The sequence below is a fragment of the Hyphomicrobium sp. genome, from assembly GCF_036833075.1.
GTDB lineage: Bacteria > Pseudomonadota > Alphaproteobacteria > Rhizobiales > Hyphomicrobiaceae > Hyphomicrobium_C.
In genome coordinates this window covers 1-17,591 of sequence record NZ_DAITQL010000027.1, presented here as the reverse complement: position 1 = coordinate 17,591, position 17,591 = coordinate 1, and the positions used below count along the sequence as shown (strand labels likewise).

Below are 17,591 nucleotides of genomic sequence, written 5' to 3'. Positions count from 1 at the left end.
TGTCGCTAGGCTAGAAACGGTGGAGAGACGCAGAAAGAGCCAGTTAGGTCGTTTTTATTGGTTCCAAAGTATAAATTAATAGGCTGAAGTGTTGCGCATAGGTTAGTTGCACGCCGGATAGTCAAACCCGTCGTGCAACTTGCCTATTTGATGATCAATTGGCAGCGGCGTACGGATGTCTTGCCGACGATCTGCGAGAGGTGGCCTCGGCCACGGTCGGCTCTCCGGCGACCGCCCTCGCAATCGCCTCTTTGACGGCCCGGTAGTTGAACTCCTGAATCTTGGCGTCGTCGCTGGCTTCCCAATGGATGAAGACACCGACGCAGATGAAGAGGTTGGGAGCCTCCTCCGGAGGGATGACGCCTTCTGCCACCGAGTCCTGAACGGCCTTGGCGACACCATATTGCGCTGGGCCGAACATTTGGACTGCCTGCTTGGCGTCTTTGATCGTGACCTTGTTGTAGAGCAGGGTGCTCGGCTTGCACGCCAAGTTCGGCTCCAGAACTGCCAAGAGCGACGTGAAGCCATCCTTGTTGTTGGTCAAGCTGTTGGCGAATGCGGTTTCAGCCGGCGAGCCGCGCGGCCCTATGAGCAGGTCGATATGCGCGACCTCATTGCCGTCGCCAACCAGGGATTCGCCAACTCTGAGTTCCGTGATCTTAGCCATGACTGTCCTCTGAATGCTTGATGCCGGGATCGACACAGGCAAGACAGTATGGCGCTCTTTGGCTCCTTAGAAGGTCCACCATCCAACAATTCCATAGAGCCAAACCAGATACGATAACGGCGACCGATGCAGTGAGACGTTTGCGGCGCGCCGGTGCAGGGGCGGGGATGCCCGCCGATGGCAAGGCTCTAGCGATGGCGGCAAGTGCTCGTCAGCTCTGCTATGCGCTGATTGATGGGGTTATCGAGAACGTCTCGCGGAGCGGCCGCTTCGAAGGTGCGGTTTGAGCCAAGGTGGCCACGGTCCAGGCTGCAGGCTCATAAGCGCGTAGCGACAGCTGCATGGTAGCGAGTCGGATCATGGCGGGTGGCGAGCTCATCTTAGCGGGTGATAACGCTGCGGAAGCGCTTCATCAGATTGCGCTCGCGGTGGCGCCGGTTGCTGAAGTCGTGCATCGAGTGCGGCGATTGCCGATAGAAGCGCCACCTGGCGGCGAGCAATCCGGAAGCAAGCTTTGCAGCGGGCTGCAACCCGTCGACGGCCTCGATGGTGGTCGAGGCCGTGATGAGAGTGCTGGTGAGATTGATCCTCACGTGCGCCGTGGTGGCGCCCGTCCAGATGTCTTGAGGATTTTGCCCGTGTACGTCTCTCGCGCTGATTTTCATGGCGTCTTTTCGCCGGGAGTTAAGATCGTCGTAGAGAGCATTAGACTCTGGGTTGTGAAACAAGGGATCAGAACTTCAAGCGCGCGGTGGCGAAGAATTGTCGGCCGGGCTCGGGAAAGCCTTCCGCGAGCGCGTAGTTCTCGTCGGTCAAGTTTGCGCCTCCGACCGCGGCAGAGAAGTTGTCGTTGAAATTGTACTCGGCCTGGACGTTGACCAGCGCATAGCTGCCGGTCTCGATGTAGGTCCGCGTGGTGCCGCTGGTCACGATGCTGTTGCGATCGGAGGCGAGCGCCAGGCTCGGCGTGATGGTGAGGTTCGGCAGCGCCTGCCAGGCGAGATAGAGGAACGCCTCGTGGTCTGGCGTACCTTCCGGCTTGGTGCCGGCGTGACATAATCGTACTCGCGCTGGAGATAGGTGTAGTTGCCGCCGATGCGAAGGCCCGGCGCGATGTCCCAATCGACCGACACCTCGAAGCCGAAGTGCTCGCCGCTGACGTTCTGCAACTGACCGCTGACCGAGCCATTGTTGTTGATGATATAAGCTTGCTGGATTGCGTCTTTCAGGTCCGCATAGAAGATCGCACCCGAGACGCGAGCCTGGCGGAACAGGGTCTCGGTGGCGCCGAGCTCGTAGTTCGTCGCGCGCTCCGGAGCGAGGTCCGGATTGGGCACTTGGTAGCCGAAGCGTGTGCTGTAGCGCTCGAAGACGGTAGCGAAGCGTGTGCGACTTGAGACGGTCGCGTGTACGTCGCCCGTGTCGGAGAAGCGGTAGACGGCGCCGCCCTGGTAGTTCCAGGCATCCGCCGTTGTCACCTCATTCTGGACTACGACGCCGCCGCTAAAGTCCTCGGCCTTTTTGACGTCCTGGTAGTCGTAGCTGGCGCCGGCGATGAAATCGAGGCGCTTCGAGGCGTGGAACGTGTTCTCGACGGCGAACGACCAGGTGTCCTCTACGTTTGACTGCCAGGGCTCGACGAAGGCGTTCACTGGATCGTCGGGGCGGCCAAAATTGCGCTCGCTGTGGTCGTCGCGGCGATAGTGGATCGCAGCCTTGAGCGAGTTCATGGGAATGAGCTCGGTGCCCATCTCGACGAAGCCACCGTAGGCGAAGTCCTCATAGTCGCTGTCGAAGGTGTAGGGGAACGTCTGGCTCGAATAGGGCTCGCGCGTCGCCGACGGGACATCGAACGAACTCAGGCGGTTCTCGAAAATATTGTAATAAACGTTCGTCTTCATATACGACGCCTCTCCGATGGCTGTCTTGGACAGCCAGGAGATGCTCGAGATGTCCCAGTAGGGCCAGTTCCAGTAGCGCTGGGTCTGGAGCTGCTCTTTGGCGACGTGCAGGGGCGCGTTCTTCTCGCCGCTCTGGGTCGTGAAGTTGATCGAGTATTCGTCGGTCGCGTTCGGCGTCAGGCCGATCTTGGCGTTGATGCGCCAGTCGCGGAAATCGGAATAGTCGCGGTCGCCACCTTGCTCGTAGGGAAAGAAGGGATTGAACGGCGCGGAAGGTGTCGCCGGCTTGAAATCTTCGGACAGGTTGAACTGATCCTGGTCGACGATGGTGTCGGAGAGCTGGGCGTAATAGCCCTTCTGACGCGTTCCCGCGTAGGCGTAGCTGCTCCACTGGTTCATATCGTCGAGGGTGCCGTTCATGACGACGCCCGAGCGGGCCTCGGCCTCAAACTCCTTGGTGGGTTTGCGGCTGACGAGGTTGATGGCGCCGCCCATCCCGCCGGGGCCGTTCAGCACCGAGACGTAACCCTTCTGGATCTGCACCTCGGCGAGGTCCGGCGTCAGGAAGCGGTTCATGTCGAGGCGGTTGTCGGCCGGCAGGTAGACGCGCACGCCGTCGATTGAGAGTGGCACGCGGAAGCGGTCGAAGCCGCGCACGAAGATGTCTCCCTCGTTGCGCCGGCCGCCGGCGGAGTGCGACGTCACGCCGGGCGCGATGTCGACCGCGTCGCGCAGCGACTGCTTGTTATAGGTCCACATGGCCTCGTTGGTGATCGTGGTGCCGCCGATCATGTCGACCTGGCCGAGCGTGAAGGCGCCGATGGCGGGGCCTTCGCCGATGTAGCCGGTGTCTCCGGAGCCTGCCGTGTCACCAGCGACGATGGCGCTGCCGCTTCCGGCGGACGGCCTTTTCTTGACCGTGCGACGGCGGACGATCGGTTCGGTGGGGGCTTGCACGACGATGGGGGGAGCGGCGTTGCCTCGTCGGCTGTCACATCGCCACCGGCGGTGGCTACAGTTGCGTCTTGCGCTAGTGCGGACGAGATCGCAACACAAAGACCTGCGGCAGTGGTGATGGCGGTGAATACGCTTCTGGACATTTTTGAATCCCCCCCAAGAAGCAGTGGTGTGGCTTGGCGGCCGCTTATCATTGCAACCAGCGCGTTCGCTATATCTCTTTAGATACAACGAACGGCGCAGGCTATGGGGCGGTTCGATGTCCGAGAAGATCCACGATCAATCTATTTCATGGAGCCAAACCAGACACAATTGATCGGCAGGGGCCAAGCAGATGAGTGCGGGAGCGGCGGCTTTCGTGCTGCGCGCAAAACAGGATGGGCGCGCCCGATGGGACGCGCCCGCTTTATGCCGGTAGTGATAGGGACGTTATTCGTGCGTGTGGAAGATCTTGTTTACGATCACCCACTTGCCGTCAATCTTGAGTAGATTGAAGATGTCGGTGAAACGGTGCTTTTGCCAATTGTCGACCTCGATCCGCACATTGGCAGCCGATCCGGCGACGTCGACTTTTACAATACGCGGCGTCACCTGCGGCGCAGGGCCGATGGAATCAGCCCAATCGTAGATGAGTTTCATCGGGCCGGCTACGAGCGTGTCGCCGAGGTAGCCGTAGACCGTCGCATCCTTATGGAAGGACGGCTTCATTGTGTTGCCGCTACCCGCCTTTGCACCGTCAAGATAAGGCTGAATTGCCTTCGTGATGTCTTCGTAGTCTTGCGCGGGAGTAGTGCCCATCTCTTGCTCCATTACTGATTTTTCGAGTACGCATTTTGCGCGTATCGAGGCGGGTCGTAATCCTTGAGCACGCATTTTCATAGGTCCAAGAAAGCAAACATGCATGGGGCCGAACTGCTCCTTTGGGAGACGGGTCAATCAACGTTGAGATCTTGATTCGCTGACAAGAGGCGGCGCGCCATCACGGGACCGCGATCCGGGCCGTGCGCCACGGCTTCCGGCGAGGACACTGGTGATGACGTAAAACACCGGCGTGAAGATGAGGCCGAACAGCGTCACGCCGAGCATGCCCGAGAACACCGCCGTGCCGAGCGACTGGCGCATCTCCGCGCCCGCTCCCGTCGCCAGCACCAGCGGCACCACGCCGAGGATGAAGGCGAGCGAGGTCATGAGGATGGGACGAAGCCGCGTGCGCGCCGCGCTGACGGCGGCATCGTAGCGGCTCATGCCCGCCTCCTCCGCCTGCTTGGCGAACTCGACGATCAGAATGGCGTTCTTGGCCGCCAGGCCGACAAGCACCACGAGCCCGATCTCGACCAGGATGTTGCGGTCGAACCCTTGCAGGTTGACACCGAGCATGGCGGCGAGGATGCACATGGGCACGATGAGGATCACCGCCAGCGGCAAGAGCCAGCTTTCATAAAGCGCCGCCAGCACCAGGAATACGAACTCGACCGCGAGCCCGAACGCGATCACCGCCGTGTTGCCGGCGAGCTTCTCCTGCAGCGCGATCTCTGTCCACTCGAAGCCGAAGCCCGACGGCAGCGCCGTGTCGACGATGTGCTCGATGGCCGCGATGCCCTGGCCCGACGAGTAGCCGCGCGCGAGGCCCACTTGAACTTCCGCCGCCGGGAACAGGTTGTAGCGCGGCACGCGATAGGGACCTGTCGTGTCGGAGAACGTCGCCACCGAGCTGAGCGGAACCATGTCGCCGGAATCGCTGCGCGTCTTGAGGTTTTCAACATCGCGCAAGGTCACCCGGTATGGATTGTCGGCCTGTGCCGTCACCCGGTACGTGCGGCCAAGGATATTGAAGTCGTTGACGAAGGCCGAGCCCATATAGATCGAGAGCGCTTCGAACACGCGCCCGATCGGCACGCCGAGCTGCTCCGCCTTGGTGCGGTCGATTTCCGCCCAGATCTGCGGCGTGCGCGTGTTGAAGAGCGTGAACGGCTGCACGATGCCGGGCACCTGACCGGCGCCGCCTGCGTCCCCCATGAGATGCATCGCGCCCACGTCGATGCATTCGATCAAAAAAACAATCGGGAGAAAACACCATGCCTTTGGACTCTTCTATTCCTGCTCACCTGCGGTGCCCGCGCACACGTCACCGTCGCGTCAGCGACACCTGGAAGCCGCCGTATCCCGCCTTCTCCGCGAAAGTCGATCCCACAGTCGAGCAAATGGTGATGGCCTACTTCGGTGTCCAGTCGAAGGGCGAGGCGCAGCACGGCGAGGCCTGTTCCGCCTTCCAGACGATCCGCGAAAGCCTCAAGCTCACCGATGGTCCGGCGCGTCATGACCTCGTGCGGTTCGTCGACGCCGAGGGTTGCCTGAATCTGATCATCGTCGCCTACTGGAAGGATCCGGAAACACATCGCAGATGGAACACCAGTTCTGAGGTCGCCGGATGGTGGGCCTCGGACGATCGGCTGAACGAAGGCGTCGGATACTTCCGCGAAATCCTGAGCCCGCGCATGGAGCAGTTCGAGACCATCTTCACCCATGATTACGGCCCCTTCGAAGGCATGAGCATCCTGTTCGGCAACATGAGCGAGCCGATCTTCGAGCACGGCTACTGGGGGTCGATGCGCGATCGCCTGCCGGTTTCGCAGAACGACACCATGGAGCCGATCGGCGAATTGAAGGTTGTGCGGGGAGAACCGCAGGCCGGCGGACGCGTCATCATCAGCGGACACCAGAACCTCACGCTGATCCGTTCGGGCGAAGACTGGAGCCGCACGCAAGGCGAGGAAGGCCGCACGTGGTACGAGGACATCGAGCCCGTGTTGCATCAGGGCATGAATTTTCTACGCGACGACGGCCTGGAGATCGGCTGCTATTGCAACCGCTACTGCCACCACATCGATGACAACGGCAACGCGGTGGAGAAGGGCTTCGGCGTCAGCCTCTGGAACTCCGTCGCCCGTCTCGAGCAATGGGGTGAATCCCACCCCACGCACCTGCAGATCTTCGTGACGTTCATGCGCAACGTTCACAAGTTCAAGGAGCTTACGCTCTATCACGAGGTCTCGGTGTTCGACGCATCGAACCAGTACTTCGAGTACATCAACTGCCATCCAAAGACCGGCCTCCTGCGGGCCGTGTAGAACGGTTGATCCCGGTTAGCTACATGCGATGGCGCCTTCCGCTAAGGTTGGCGCCGTTCGTCTGTCGCGGGGGAGGGGTGCGCGTCGCGCCTCGGCTTTGCGGGCGGCAGGCGCCAGCAGATGACTTCAGAGAGGAGCGGACATGGACAGGGATTTCAAGGTCGCCGTCGTCACGGGCGCGAGCAGCGGGATCGGCCGGGCGATTGCCGAAAAGTTTCTTTCCAGCGGCTATCGGCTCGTCGTCATGGCGCGGTCCGAGCCGGAATTGCTGGAGATCAAGCAGCGCGCGCCCGAGAGCGTCGTGGTCGTGCGCGGTGACGTCACGAGCGCGGCGGATCTCGATCGCTTGGTCGACGAGGCGGTGAAGGCGTTTGGGTCCGTGGACGTCATCATTCCCAATGCCGGTTCCGCGAAGGTGGTGCCGTTTACCGAAAGCGATCCGGTAGCGATTGCGGAGCAGTTCAATCTCAATTTCGTCGCCGCGACGGAAACGGTGAGGAAGCTTCTCCTGCACATCAAGGCGGGAGGCAGCGTGCTTTTCATCACCACGTTCCTGACGACCGTCGGCTTTCCGGGGCTTGCCATCTACAATTCGAGCAAGGCGGCCTTGAAATCGTTCGCACAGACGCTCGCGGTGGAGCTGGAGCCGCGCGGCATCCGTGTCAACTGCCTGGCACCGGGCCCGATAACCACGCCTCTCTGGAACAAGGTTGGGCTGCCCGAGGACGTGCTGGCGGACGTGGCAAAAAGTGTGAATGCCCGACTCATGGAGGGCCGCTTCGGTGAGCCTGACGATATTGCCGAAACCGCGCTGTTCCTCGCGTCTGCTGGCGCCAAGAATATTTACGGCCAGGAGATCGTGGTGGACGGTGGCTATACGATCGGTTGACGACCTCGGACCGGACGATACGGGTCCATCGGCGTCGAACGGAACAGCGAGCTGCCTTTGCTCGCGACATGCGGAGCAACGGATGCTGCGCAGCTGCATTCTTCGGCGGCTGATGCTTATGCGGCCTGAATAGTGTTGGATCTGTTTGTTGATCGGACTACTGACCAGTGCGACGCGGTCATCGCCTTCATAATGGATGTGCGAGAGGGAGGGCGTTTTCAGCTCGAAGACATGCAATGTGACGGCAATCAGGTTTCCCTATCCGGCGCATAACTCGAATTTATGGACAGGCGCCGGATTGCTTTCTTGTTGGAGCATCATGGCCCAAATCGGACGATGTGCTGTCGCCCCTCGATCGATAAAGCCGTTCTACGCCCGCTCGCTCCGGGCCGGGCGGCGCGGACGTTTCGAGGCGGCTGCGGGTAGCTCAAAATCGTGCACTTGAGCACGGTGTTCACGCCGGTAAAATCATAAGAGACTGCCTTAGGTGAATTGAGCTGGTGCGCGATTGCTAAGAGCCGATATGCACCCGCGTGAGCCAGGGCGGCGTGGGACCGATGGCGCAGCGCCTGATCTGCCGATCTTGTGCATTGGCAGAAGTGGCATCGTAATCTCGACCGATGCTAGCGCGTCCTGAGACGGGCAACCTGCTTAGGTCGCGCATGGTCCAGTTTGTCGCTCTCGGCCGACGAGCTTGGGCCCTGCCGTGTCAACCCCTTCGACCAGGTGAACAGCACATCGAGCGCCACAACATCGAGGCTGCAGATGTGGTTCCGCCCAACGAACTTCCTTTGCACAAGCCCAGCCTCATTGAGGACTTGCACATGGCGGGAGATGGCCGTGAGGGAGATATCAAAAATGGATGTGAACTCGCTCAGATGATGAGGTCGCGTCACGAGCAGCATCAAAATTCCACGCCGCGTTCTGTGCGCCAGTGCGTGGAAGAGTGCATCTAGTTTATCGTCTTTAGATTCAACCATTTTGTTCATTATGTGGAGAGATAAAAGCCCTCCGTCCGGTGCGAGGGCTGAATGCAGCGAGCACGAATTCTTCGAGGGAATGCATCGCTTTGTGCGCAATAGCAAGCGAAAGCAGAAAACCTGCCACTCCTTCCTGGATCGGGCAGTCACTTTTCAACCGACTGGTTGACAACTTTTCGTGATCGTATAGGGTCAACCGTGTGGTTGAGCAGATGTCTCACCACAGCGGAGGCCCGCGGAGGGGACGCCGCTCAGAAAAGTAGGAGGAAACGTATGAGATTGCGAACGCAAGGCGCAGTACTGGCGGTGCTGGGCGTGCTGTCGACCCAGGCGCATGCCAACGACGATGTGCTGAAGCAGACGGCGGACCCGAAACAGTGGGCCAAGCAGGAGGGCGACTACGCGAACACACGCTACTCCAAGCTCGATCAGATCAACACGACAAACGTAGGCGATCTGAAAGTTGCCTGGCAGTTCTCGACTGGTGTCCTGCGCGGTCATGAGGGATCTCCGCTCGTGATCGGCAGCACGATGTACATTCACACGCCGTTCCCGAATAACGTGTTCGCGCTCAACCTCGATGACGAGAACAAGATCATCTGGAAGTATTCACCGAAGCAGGATCCCTCTGTCATCGCCGTCATGTGCTGCGATACCGTAAACCGAGGTGTAGCCTACGCGGATGGCCGGATTTTCCTCTATCAGTCGGACACCACAGTTGTGGCGCTCGACGCCAAGACCGGCAAGGAGGTCTGGAAGGCGAAGAACGGTGATCCTAAGATCGGCGAGACGGGCACGATGGCTCCTATCGTTGTCAAGGACAAGGTGATCGTCGGCATCTCCGGTGCCGAGTTCGGCATCCAGGGCCACGTTACTGCCTATGATGCGGCCACCGGAAAGCGCGCCTGGAGGGGCTACAACGTCGGCCCTGATGACCAGATCCTCTTTGATCCGGAGAAGACGTTGTCGCTCGGCAAGCCCGTCGGCAAGAACTCCTCGATCAAGACCTGGACCGGCGATCAGTGGAAGATCGGCGGCGGCTCGGTCTGGGGATGGTTCTCGTACGATCCCGACCTGAACTTGGTCTACTACGGCACCGCCAACCCTTCGACCTGGAACCCTGCACAGCGCGCAGGACCGGACGGCAAGCAGATCGACCAGAAGTGGACGATGTCGCTCGTTGCACGCAACGTTGATAATGGCGTCGCGGCCTGGGCCTACCAGATGACACCGTTCGACGAGTGGGACTACGACGGCGTCAACGAGAACATTCTCGCCGAGCACGAGATCAACGGCAAGAAGCACAAGACGCTGGTTCATTTTGATCGTAACGGCTTCGGCTACACGCTCGATCGGACCAACGGTGAGTTGCTTGTCGCCAAGCCTTACGATCCGGATTTGAACTGGTCGACGGGCGTCGAGATGGACAAGTCGAAGCCCAACTACGGTCGCCCGACCGTGGTGGCATCGAAGTCGACGTTCCTCAACGGACCGGATGTCAACTCGAAGAACATCTGCCCGGCGGCGCTGGGCTTCAAGGATCAGCAGCCGGCAGCCTACTCGCCGCTGACCGACCTCTACTACGTGCCGATCAACAATGTCTGCATGGACTACGAGCCGTTCAAGGTTTCGTATACGCCTGGCCAGCCATATGTCGGCGCGACTTTGTCGATGTTCCCGCCGGAGGGTAAGTCGAACACGGGTCATGTCATCGCGTGGGATGCAGCCAAGGGTGAGATCGTCTTCAGCCACGACGAGCTCTTCTCAGTGTGGTCGGGCGTGCTCACCACGGCGGGCGGTTTCTTCTGCCACGGCACCCTCGACGGCTATCTGAAGTGCCGCGATCAGAAGGATGGCAAGGAGCTGTTCAAGCACCGCCTGCCGTCTGGCATCATCGGCAATGTGTTCACCTATGAGCACAAAGGCAAACAGTTCCTTGGCGTCTACTCGGGCGTCGGTGGATGGGCCGGCATCGGTCTCGCGGCCGGTCTCGACAAGCCGACCGATGGCCTTGGTGCAGTCGGCAACTATGCAGGCCTCAAGCAATACACCGATCTCGGTGGCTCGCTCACGGTTTACTCTCTGCCTTAAGCGCTTCCTCCTTTACAGCCACGGCAAGAGAGTAGCTTGGCCGGCACAGCGATGTGCCGGTCAATTTTTTGAGGTCTGCGGCATCGCTGAGTGTGAACGTTATGGGCTCATCCGGCATGGCAACGACGTTGCGAATGCGCGCGAGGCGCGATAGCCGGCTGAAAGCGATTGCAACTACGCTCGATCGCGTTTTGATCTTTTGGAAGTCAACATGGCTTCGAGCTTGTCGAGGCGCTCACTCCAGAACAGCTCGTAGGCCGCTAGCCAGTGATAGGCGTCGCTGAGGCCTTTGCTCTTGAGATGCAGCTTGCAATAGGTGCCGATGATCTCACGCTCCACAAGGCCAGCGCGTTCAAGGGTCTTGACGTGCTTGGAAATAGCGTTGAACGACATATCGAAAGGCACCACCAGCTCCCCGATATGGTGGGGACGCCGCACGAGCATGCCAAGGATGGCTCTCCGAGTAGGGTCGGACAGGGCATGAAAGATTTCGTTGAGATCAGATTTACGATGTTCAACCATTTTATTGAAGATACAGCGACTCGCGTTGGTGTCAATCAAGCGCGGGCGAGCGCCTCACCTGCCCATACGAGACAACACGATGCTGCTACAATCGATCTGGCGTCAACTCAACCAATTGGTTGACGGTTGTCGTTCTTTCTCATTAAGTTCTGGCAAAGGCAGCGAATGTCGTCGCGATCTTCGGGCACATACGGAGGACGAGTGTTCATGGTGGCGCGAAGAAATGACAAGGCCGTTTCGGTCACCATGGTGCGCAAGCTTAGCGCTGCGCCGAAAGCAGTCTACGCGGCCTGGACCGATCCTGGGCTCGTGGTGCGGTGGCTCGCGCCCGGCGCCGACGCCGTGACGTCTGTCACCATGGACGTGCGGAAGGGAGGCCGCTTCCGCATCGAAGGTCTGCATGGTGACGGCAGGTCCTATTCCTATTCGGGGACCTATCTCGAGCTTGCGGTCGACAGGCGTGTCGCTCTGTCGTGGACCTACGATGGACCGGTCCAGGCGTTGAAAGGCGGATCATCGATTGTTGTTGCGGATATCCGGCCGCTGGGGCTCAATGTTACCGAGCTGACCCTGACGCACGAGAAACTGGGCGAGCGCGATGCTGCCGAAATCTATCGCGTGAGTTGGTCGGAATGCGTAAGCAAGCTTGAAGGCGTCGCAACTGACGCCGAGGCCAGACATTCCGAGTTCGGCGCGGACGAGCAGACAGATTTCTACTCGGATAGCCAGCGCGAGATACAGGATCGCTTCAATACACGTGCGCTTGCCGACCGCCTTGAGGCCGTACTTGTCCATGATCACCTAAGCGCTGCCGATGCCGCGTATATTGCTCGGCAAAACATGTTCTTCATCGCGACGGCGGACGCCTACGGCCAGCCCACCTGCTCCTATAAGGGAGGCGCGCGGGGCTTTGTAACAGTGGTCGACGAGCGCTCCCTGGCCTTTCCGGCCTACAACGGCAACGGCATGCATCTCTCTCTCGGCAATATCAACGAGACGGGAAAAGTCGGACTTTTGTTCATTGATTTTGAACGACAAGCGCGGTTGCGCGTGCTTGGCACGGCCAGTGCGCTAGAGCGAGATCCTCTTCTTGCGCGCTATCCCGGAGCTCAGCTCATCGTACGGGTCGGGGTCGATTCGGTGTTTTCAAACTGTCCCCGTTACGTGCACAAAATGAAGCTTGTCGAGGAATCCGTCTTTCTGCCCGAAGAAGGCGTCGATGCGCCGGTCCCGGCCTGGAAACAGCTCAATGCGGTTGCCGACGTTCTTCCCGACGAGGACAAGCAGGATGCAGGCAAGGGCGTCGATATCAACAAGAGCCTGAACAAGGACTAACTGCTCTCCTGTTCAAGATATTTCCTGACAATGCATTTCGACGAGCAGAATGATGAACTCGCCTTTGATTGATCCGGCGGCCTGCAGCCTCGTTCTGATCGCGCCAGGCGGCGATGGTTGTGCCGGGCCGGGGGGCACCTATGAGAGCCATCGACGCAACAGTGAAACTCTGCTGGCCGCGGCACAAATCGTCGACGTTCCTGTGTTCGTGTGTTGCCGAGATGCAAAGGCAGATGCCATTGCGCGCCCGCATCGGGCGTTCGTCTGTGAGACGCATGGCTGCATCTGGAAGAACGAAGCGTTGCGAGAGGCGCTAGACTCCGAGGATCGATCGGCGTTAATCCTTGCAGGGCACTGGCTTGACTGCGAGGTGATGATCGCGGCGCTCTGTGCCTTGGCCGACTGCTATGACGTTTATGTCCCGCTCGATGCTTCGCCGGAGCGCTCAGAGGCTGCGGCACGGCTAGCGGAAGCCCGACTCGTTCAAGCTGGGGCGACACCATTGCTAACAGCACAGATTCTTCGGGAATGGATGATCGAGGCCTCAAGTGGAGCACAACGAGCTTCTCTGATGTCTCTTATGACATGAGTGCCGTGCGTGCTTCGCATGCGCCTCGTCGAGGCAGTTTCGGATCATGTGGTGGTCATTGAATTCGAGGCCGCCTGAGAAGGCGATCTTCGGACCCTGGGCAGAAGGAGCTCGGGCTCGACGCATCAACTGCTATGGTCAATGACGCCAGCACCATCCATGCTTGCTCAAAGCGTCGAGTTTGACCCAACGCGGCTCCGTCAAGCGTGGGAAATCCGGCAGTGCGCGTTGCGGAGTGGGGTGAGGATATAAACTGTAAACTGATTTATCTCGGTTGCCTCGCGATGGAGCCAGCGACTGGCATGGCATCAAAGACTCACTTTGGCACTTGATGGTCAGAACTCCTTGCGCTACGCACAGCCAATGAAGTGTCATTTAATTCAACAACTTAACTCGATATTAAATCAGCGGCTGCGAAACGGATGGGTCTATGGTCACGATCGCGATTACCGCCGAAGGGCCGGACGAGCCGCGAGTCGCCGTATCGCCGGAGACGGTCAAGAAGCTTTCGGTCTTGGGGGCGCGCGTGCGCGTCCAATCGGGGGCCGGAGTGCGCTCTCGCTTTTCCGACGACACGCTCAAGGCCGCCGGCGCCGAGATTGCCCCCACAGCCGCAGAGACGCTCGCGGGCGCCGGCATTCTGCTCAAGGTGCGCCGCCCCTCGGTGGAGGAGGTGCGCCAGCTCAAGTCCGACGCTTTCGTCGCCGCGATCCTAGACCCTTATGACAAGGACGCGATCGCGCCGCTGATCAGGGCTGGGGCGAGCCTCTTCTCCATGGAGTTCATGCCGCGCATCAGCCGCGCGCAGTCGATGGACGTGCTGTCCAGCCAGGCCAACCTCGCCGGCTACAAGGCCGTGGTCGATGCCGCCTCGCTGTTCGGGCAGGCGTTGCCGATGATGATGACGGCGGCCGGCACGGTGCCGGCGGCGAAGGCCTTCATCATGGGCGTCGGCGTCGCCGGACTGCAGGCGATCGCCACCGCGCGCCGGCTCGGAGCGGTGGTGTCGGCGACCGACGTCAGGCCCGCCACCAAGGAGCAGGTGGCCTCGCTGGGGGCCAAGTTCATCGCCGTCGAGGACGACGAGTTCCGCGCGGCGCAGACGGCGGCCGGCTACGCCAAGCCGATGTCGGCCGCCTACCAGGCCAAGCAGGCGGAGCTGATAGCCAGCCACATCAAGGGGCAGGACATCGTCATCACCACGGCGCTCATCCCCGGCCGGCCGGCGCCGAAGCTGGTCTCCGCCGCCATGCTGCAGAGCATGAAGCCCGGCTCGGTGATCGTCGACCTCGCCGCCGAGCGCGGCGGCAACGTCGAGGGCACGGTGCCCGGGCAGACGGTCGAGGCGGCGGGCGTCAAGATCAGCGGACCCTTGAACCTCGCGGGCACGCTGCCGGGCAACGCCTCGAGCCTCTATGCCAAGAACCTCTACGCGTTCCTGGAGCTGTTCTTCGACAAGAAGGATAAGTCCTTCAAGGTCGACTGGAACGACGAGATCATCAAGGGCACGCTGGTGGCCAAGGACGGCAAGATCGTGCACCCCAACCTTGCTTCCACCTGAGGAGCGCGCCCATGAAAGCGAAAGCGATTGCCCTGGCCGTTCCTATGGCGCTGCTGCCCTCCGTGTCGTGGGCGGCGGCCGAAGGCATTGGGGGCGCGGTCGATCCGTCGATCTATCGCCTGATGGTGTTCGTGATGGCGATCTTCGTCGGCTACTACGTGGTGTGGAGCGTAACGCCGGCGCTGCACACGCCGCTGATGAGCGTCACCAACGCCATCAGCTCGGTGATCGTCGTCGGCGCGCTGCTGGCGGTCGGGGTCGAGCTGGTGGCGGAGGGCACGACGACGGCGCGCATCCTGGGCTTCCTGGCGCTGGTCATGGCGTCGATCAACATCTTCGGCGGCTTCCTCGTCACCAGCCGCATGCTCGCCATGTACAAGAAAAAAGACAAAGCCACGAAGTAGAGGGACCGCAGATGACTGCCAATATCGCCGCCTCCCTCTATCTCGTCGCCGGCGTGCTGTTCATCCTCGCGCTGCGCGGGCTGTCGCATCCCGAGACCAGCCGCACCGGCAACGTCTACGGCATGATCGGCATGAGCATCGCCATCGCCACGACGCTCGCCGTGTCGAGCCCGCAGCAGGCGCTGACCTGGGGCCTGATCGCCGGCGGCCTCGGCCTCGGCGGGGCGATCGGCACCGTCGTCGCGCGCCGCATCCCGATGACGCAGATGCCGGAGCTGGTGGCGGCGTTCCACTCGCTGGTCGGCCTGGCGGCGGTGTTCGTCGCCGCGGCGGCGCTCTATGCGCCGGAAGCCTTCGGCATCGGGCAGCCGGGCGCCATCGCGCCGGCGAGCCTGGTCGAGATGGGGCTCGGGCTGGCCATCGGCGCCATCACGTTCACGGGCTCGGTGATCGCCTTCGCCAAGCTCTCGGGACGCATGTCGGGGGCGCCGATCATCCTGCCCTTGCGCCACATCGTGAACCTCGGGCTGTTCCTGGCCATGGCGGTGCTGATCTACCAGTTCTGCCTCTCCGGCGGCGATGCGAGGCTGCTCTGGATCATCACGGCGATCGCGCTCCTGTTCGGCGTGCTGATCATCATCCCGATCGGCGGCGCCGACATGCCGGTCGTGGTCTCCATGCTCAACTCCTACTCGGGCTGGGCGGCGGCCGGCATCGGCTTCACGCTCGGCAATATCGCCCTCATCATCACCGGGGCGCTGGTCGGCTCCTCGGGCGCCATCCTGTCCTACATCATGTGCAAGGGCATGAACCGCAGCTTCGTCTCCGTCATCGCCGGCGGCTTCGGCGGCGAGACGGCGGGACCGTCGGGCGGCGGCGAGCAGAAGCCGGTGAAGCTCGGCTTCGCCGAGGATGCGGCCTACGTGCTGAAGAACGCCTCCAGGGTCATCATCGTGCCCGGCTACGGCATGGCGGTCGCCCAGGCCCAGCATGCGCTGCGCGAGATGGCGGACGCGCTGAAGAAAGCCGGCGTCGAGGTCAAGTATGCGATCCATCCCGTGGCGGGGCGCATGCCGGGGCACATGAACGTGCTGCTCGCGGAAGCCAACGTGCCCTACGACGAGGTGTTCGAGCTCGAGGACATCAACTCCGAGTTCTCTCAGGCCGACGCCGTCTACGTCATCGGCGCCAACGACGTCGTCAACCCCGCCGCCGAGGACGACAAGACCTCGCCCATCTACGGCATGCCGGTGCTGCAGGTGTGGAAGGCCGCCACCGTGTTCTTCAACAAGCGGTCGCTCGCCTCGGGCTACGCCGGCATCGACAACCCCGTCTTCTACCGCGACAACACGGTCATGGTGCTCGGCGACGCCAAGAAGATGACGGAAGAGATCGGCAAGGCGTTGGGCCACTGAGGGCGAAGCGGAGGTACGCGAGGGGTTGCCGGGAGCTGATCAAGTTGGTGGAACGTCGTCGGCTCTTAGGTGCGTATCGTCGATCCCTTGCATCAGGCCGTCATGATACGGGCTCAAACGAAATCCGGCGCCCTCGGCGGTGCAGACGTCGCCAGGCTCGCGGAGAGCCCGGATTCTGCGTGAATGGATGATCGGGCCTCAAGCGGTGCATAGCGATCTTCTCTGATGTCTCTTGTGCCATGCGTACGCTGCGGGGTGTCGAGCAGACACCTGGGGCTCGTATCATTGGTGATTGCCTGCCGGAGTAGTGGCGACGGTCAGCTCGTCGTCGAGATTTTCGCGAGATTTGCGAGAACGTGAAGCGGCGCCTTAAGCGCCACCAGCCTTACGGAAATCGAGGCGCGGGATGCCGAGCTTCTTCACCTTATCGGCGAAGTTGTCCTGGATGCCGTTGCCGGGAAAGATGAGGGCGCCGATCGGCAGCACGGCAAGCATCTCGTCGTTGCGCTTGAACGGCGCCGCCTTGGCGTACTGGGTCCAGTTGGGCTCGAACGGGATGTGCGGCACCTTGCGTTGACTGGCCCAGCAGGCGGCAATGCGATCGACACCCGTGCGGCTACCGCCGTGCAGGAGCACCATGTCGGGGTGCTTCGCATGCACCTTGTCGAGGCAGTCCCAGATCAGGCGATGATCGTTGAAGTCGAGGCCGCCCGAGAGGGCGATCTTCGGACCCTGCGGCAGAAAGAGCTCGGTTTCCGCGCGGCGCCGGGCGGCGAGGAAATCGCGGCTGTCGATCATTGCGGCCGTCAGCGTGTGGCGGCTGACCAGGGATCCGGCGTGGGGCCGCCACACGCTCCCTGTATGGGTGGCAAACAGCTCGGCCGCCTGATCGCGGAAGAGCTCCATGGCGTTGCGGCGCTCGATCAGGGTCAGGCCTTCGGCGATAAGCTGCTCGAGCTCGATAGAGCGGATCTCAGAGCCGTCCTGAGCACGCTGGCTTGTCCTCTGCGCCCGCTCGTTGGCATCGAGGTCGCGCTCGATGCGCGCGACGGCCCGGTGAAAGAGGCTGACCGTCGACCAGAGGAGCGACTCGAGATCGGGCTCGAGGCGCGTGTCGCTCAAGGTGGCGACCAGCGCATCGAAGATGTCGGC

17 protein-coding genes and 1 pseudogene are annotated in these 17,591 nt (G+C 61.3%); 8 read left to right on the top strand and 10 right to left on the bottom strand.

All coding sequences use genetic code 11. The annotated features are described in order from the left end of the window. Positions 1 to 154 precede the first annotated feature (154 nt). From fae to V7082_RS09960, 6 genes and pseudogenes are all read right to left on the bottom strand, one after another. Positions 155 to 667 carry a formaldehyde-activating enzyme gene (gene fae, locus V7082_RS09985; RefSeq protein WP_334148102.1) on the bottom strand — a complete coding sequence of 171 codons (513 nt, stop codon included), beginning with the start codon at positions 665 to 667 and terminating at the stop codon, positions 155 to 157. Positions 668 to 1,047: 380 nt separating this feature from the next. Next, complete coding sequence (locus tag V7082_RS09980) at positions 1,048 to 1,332, bottom strand: hypothetical protein (protein WP_334148101.1); 285 nt, start codon at positions 1,330 to 1,332, stop codon at positions 1,048 to 1,050. Between the two features lie 67 nt (positions 1,333 to 1,399). After that, complete coding sequence (locus tag V7082_RS09975) at positions 1,400 to 1,597, bottom strand: hypothetical protein (protein ID WP_334148099.1); 198 nt, start codon at positions 1,595 to 1,597, stop codon at positions 1,400 to 1,402. Beyond that, a complete protein-coding gene (locus tag V7082_RS09970) occupies positions 1,594 to 3,525 on the bottom strand; it encodes a TonB-dependent receptor plug domain-containing protein (protein ID WP_334148097.1) in 1,932 nt (643 codons plus the stop codon). Before V7082_RS09970 ends, V7082_RS09975 begins: the two co-directional genes overlap by 4 nt. A gap of 429 nt (positions 3,526 to 3,954) precedes the next feature. Further along, positions 3,955 to 4,323: a nuclear transport factor 2 family protein gene (locus V7082_RS09965; protein WP_334148095.1), complete on the bottom strand. Its 369-nt coding sequence runs from the start codon at positions 4,321 to 4,323 to the stop codon at positions 3,955 to 3,957. Positions 4,324 to 4,461: 138 nt separating this feature from the next. Next, positions 4,462 to 5,532 (bottom strand): annotated as a pseudogene (locus tag V7082_RS09960) (efflux RND transporter permease subunit); the annotation flags it as partial. A gap of 68 nt (positions 5,533 to 5,600) precedes the next feature. Between V7082_RS09960 and V7082_RS09955 the strand changes: the two are divergent. After that, on the top strand, positions 5,601 to 6,653 hold the full coding sequence (locus V7082_RS09955; protein ID WP_334148093.1) for a phenylacetaldoxime dehydratase family protein: 1,053 nt from the start codon (positions 5,601 to 5,603) through the stop codon (positions 6,651 to 6,653). A gap of 142 nt (positions 6,654 to 6,795) precedes the next feature. Continuing rightward, positions 6,796 to 7,542: an SDR family NAD(P)-dependent oxidoreductase gene (locus V7082_RS09950; RefSeq protein WP_334148091.1), complete on the top strand. Its 747-nt coding sequence runs from the start codon at positions 6,796 to 6,798 to the stop codon at positions 7,540 to 7,542. Between the two features lie 623 nt (positions 7,543 to 8,165). On the opposite strand, the gene V7082_RS09945 is transcribed toward V7082_RS09950, so the two are convergent. Beyond that, positions 8,166 to 8,522 carry an ArsR/SmtB family transcription factor gene (locus tag V7082_RS09945; RefSeq protein ID WP_334148090.1) on the bottom strand — a complete coding sequence of 119 codons (357 nt, stop codon included), beginning with the start codon at positions 8,520 to 8,522 and terminating at the stop codon, positions 8,166 to 8,168. Positions 8,523 to 8,795: 273 nt separating this feature from the next. On the opposite strand from V7082_RS09945, the gene V7082_RS09940 reads away from it, so the two are divergent. Beyond that, positions 8,796 to 10,613, top strand: coding sequence for a methanol/ethanol family PQQ-dependent dehydrogenase (locus tag V7082_RS09940; RefSeq protein WP_334148089.1), 1,818 nt, complete (start codon positions 8,796 to 8,798; stop codon positions 10,611 to 10,613). Between the two features lie 174 nt (positions 10,614 to 10,787). On the opposite strand, the gene V7082_RS09935 is transcribed toward V7082_RS09940, so the two are convergent. Continuing rightward, the gene (locus V7082_RS09935; protein WP_334148087.1) at positions 10,788 to 11,174 is read right to left on the bottom strand and encodes an ArsR/SmtB family transcription factor; all 387 of its coding nucleotides are present in this window, start codon (positions 11,172 to 11,174) and stop codon (positions 10,788 to 10,790) included. 168 nt (positions 11,175 to 11,342) lie between these two features. On the opposite strand from V7082_RS09935, the gene V7082_RS09930 reads away from it, so the two are divergent. Both V7082_RS09930 and V7082_RS09925 read left to right on the top strand, forming a co-directional pair. Continuing rightward, complete coding sequence (locus V7082_RS09930; RefSeq protein ID WP_334148150.1) at positions 11,343 to 12,470, top strand: SRPBCC domain-containing protein; 1,128 nt, start codon at positions 11,343 to 11,345, stop codon at positions 12,468 to 12,470. Between the two features lie 49 nt (positions 12,471 to 12,519). Next, positions 12,520 to 13,059, top strand: coding sequence for an isochorismatase family protein (locus V7082_RS09925; protein WP_334148085.1), 540 nt, complete (start codon positions 12,520 to 12,522; stop codon positions 13,057 to 13,059). On the opposite strand, the gene V7082_RS21550 is transcribed toward V7082_RS09925, so the two are convergent. Next, positions 13,015 to 13,185 (bottom strand): SLOG family protein, encoded by a 171-nt coding sequence (locus V7082_RS21550; RefSeq protein ID WP_442909776.1) that lies wholly within the window; start codon positions 13,183 to 13,185, stop codon positions 13,015 to 13,017. The genes V7082_RS09925 and V7082_RS21550 overlap by 45 nt on opposite strands. A gap of 304 nt (positions 13,186 to 13,489) precedes the next feature. Here V7082_RS21550 and V7082_RS09915 point away from each other — a divergent pair, with 304 nt between their 5' ends. From V7082_RS09915 to V7082_RS09905, 3 genes are read left to right on the top strand one after another with little or no spacing between them, the layout of a single operon-like run. Next, a complete protein-coding gene (locus V7082_RS09915) occupies positions 13,490 to 14,620 on the top strand; it encodes a Re/Si-specific NAD(P)(+) transhydrogenase subunit alpha (RefSeq protein WP_334148083.1) in 1,131 nt (376 codons plus the stop codon). 44 nt (positions 14,621 to 14,664) lie between these two features. Next, positions 14,665 to 15,024 (top strand): proton-translocating transhydrogenase family protein, encoded by a 360-nt coding sequence (locus V7082_RS09910; RefSeq protein WP_334148149.1) that lies wholly within the window; start codon positions 14,665 to 14,667, stop codon positions 15,022 to 15,024. Positions 15,025 to 15,035: 11 nt separating this feature from the next. Then, the gene (locus V7082_RS09905; RefSeq protein ID WP_334148081.1) at positions 15,036 to 16,439 is read left to right on the top strand and encodes an NAD(P)(+) transhydrogenase (Re/Si-specific) subunit beta; all 1,404 of its coding nucleotides are present in this window, start codon (positions 15,036 to 15,038) and stop codon (positions 16,437 to 16,439) included. Between the two features lie 369 nt (positions 16,440 to 16,808). Here the strand turns inward: V7082_RS09905 and V7082_RS09900 are convergent. After that, on the bottom strand, positions 16,809 to 17,591 hold a 783-nt coding region (locus V7082_RS09900), incomplete at its 5' end, for a DUF2493 domain-containing protein (RefSeq protein ID WP_334148079.1).

What these genes read in the sequence shown, in the direction of transcription:
- V7082_RS09955 (WP_334148093.1), top strand. Translation starts at nt 5,601, where the DNA reads ATGCCTTTGGACTCTTCTATTCCTGCTCACCTGCGGTGCCCGCGCACA.
- V7082_RS09965 (WP_334148095.1), bottom strand. Translation starts at nt 4,323, where the DNA reads ATGGGCACTACTCCCGCGCAAGACTACGAAGACATCACGAAGGCAATT.
- V7082_RS09925 (WP_334148085.1), top strand. Translation starts at nt 12,520, where the DNA reads ATGATGAACTCGCCTTTGATTGATCCGGCGGCCTGCAGCCTCGTTCTG.
- V7082_RS09980 (WP_334148101.1), bottom strand. Translation starts at nt 1,332, where the DNA reads ATGAAAATCAGCGCGAGAGACGTACACGGGCAAAATCCTCAAGACATC.
- V7082_RS21550 (WP_442909776.1), bottom strand. Translation starts at nt 13,185, where the DNA reads ATGCGTCGAGCCCGAGCTCCTTCTGCCCAGGGTCCGAAGATCGCCTTC.
- V7082_RS09910 (WP_334148149.1), top strand. Translation starts at nt 14,665, where the DNA reads ATGGCGCTGCTGCCCTCCGTGTCGTGGGCGGCGGCCGAAGGCATTGGG.
- V7082_RS09940 (WP_334148089.1), top strand. Translation starts at nt 8,796, where the DNA reads ATGAGATTGCGAACGCAAGGCGCAGTACTGGCGGTGCTGGGCGTGCTG.
- V7082_RS09905 (WP_334148081.1), top strand. Translation starts at nt 15,036, where the DNA reads ATGACTGCCAATATCGCCGCCTCCCTCTATCTCGTCGCCGGCGTGCTG.
- V7082_RS09915 (WP_334148083.1), top strand. Translation starts at nt 13,490, where the DNA reads ATGGTCACGATCGCGATTACCGCCGAAGGGCCGGACGAGCCGCGAGTC.
- V7082_RS09945 (WP_334148090.1), bottom strand. Translation starts at nt 8,522, where the DNA reads ATGGTTGAATCTAAAGACGATAAACTAGATGCACTCTTCCACGCACTG.
- V7082_RS09930 (WP_334148150.1), top strand. Translation starts at nt 11,343, where the DNA reads ATGGTGGCGCGAAGAAATGACAAGGCCGTTTCGGTCACCATGGTGCGC.
- V7082_RS09950 (WP_334148091.1), top strand. Translation starts at nt 6,796, where the DNA reads ATGGACAGGGATTTCAAGGTCGCCGTCGTCACGGGCGCGAGCAGCGGG.
- fae (WP_334148102.1), bottom strand. Translation starts at nt 667, where the DNA reads ATGGCTAAGATCACGGAACTCAGAGTTGGCGAATCCCTGGTTGGCGAC.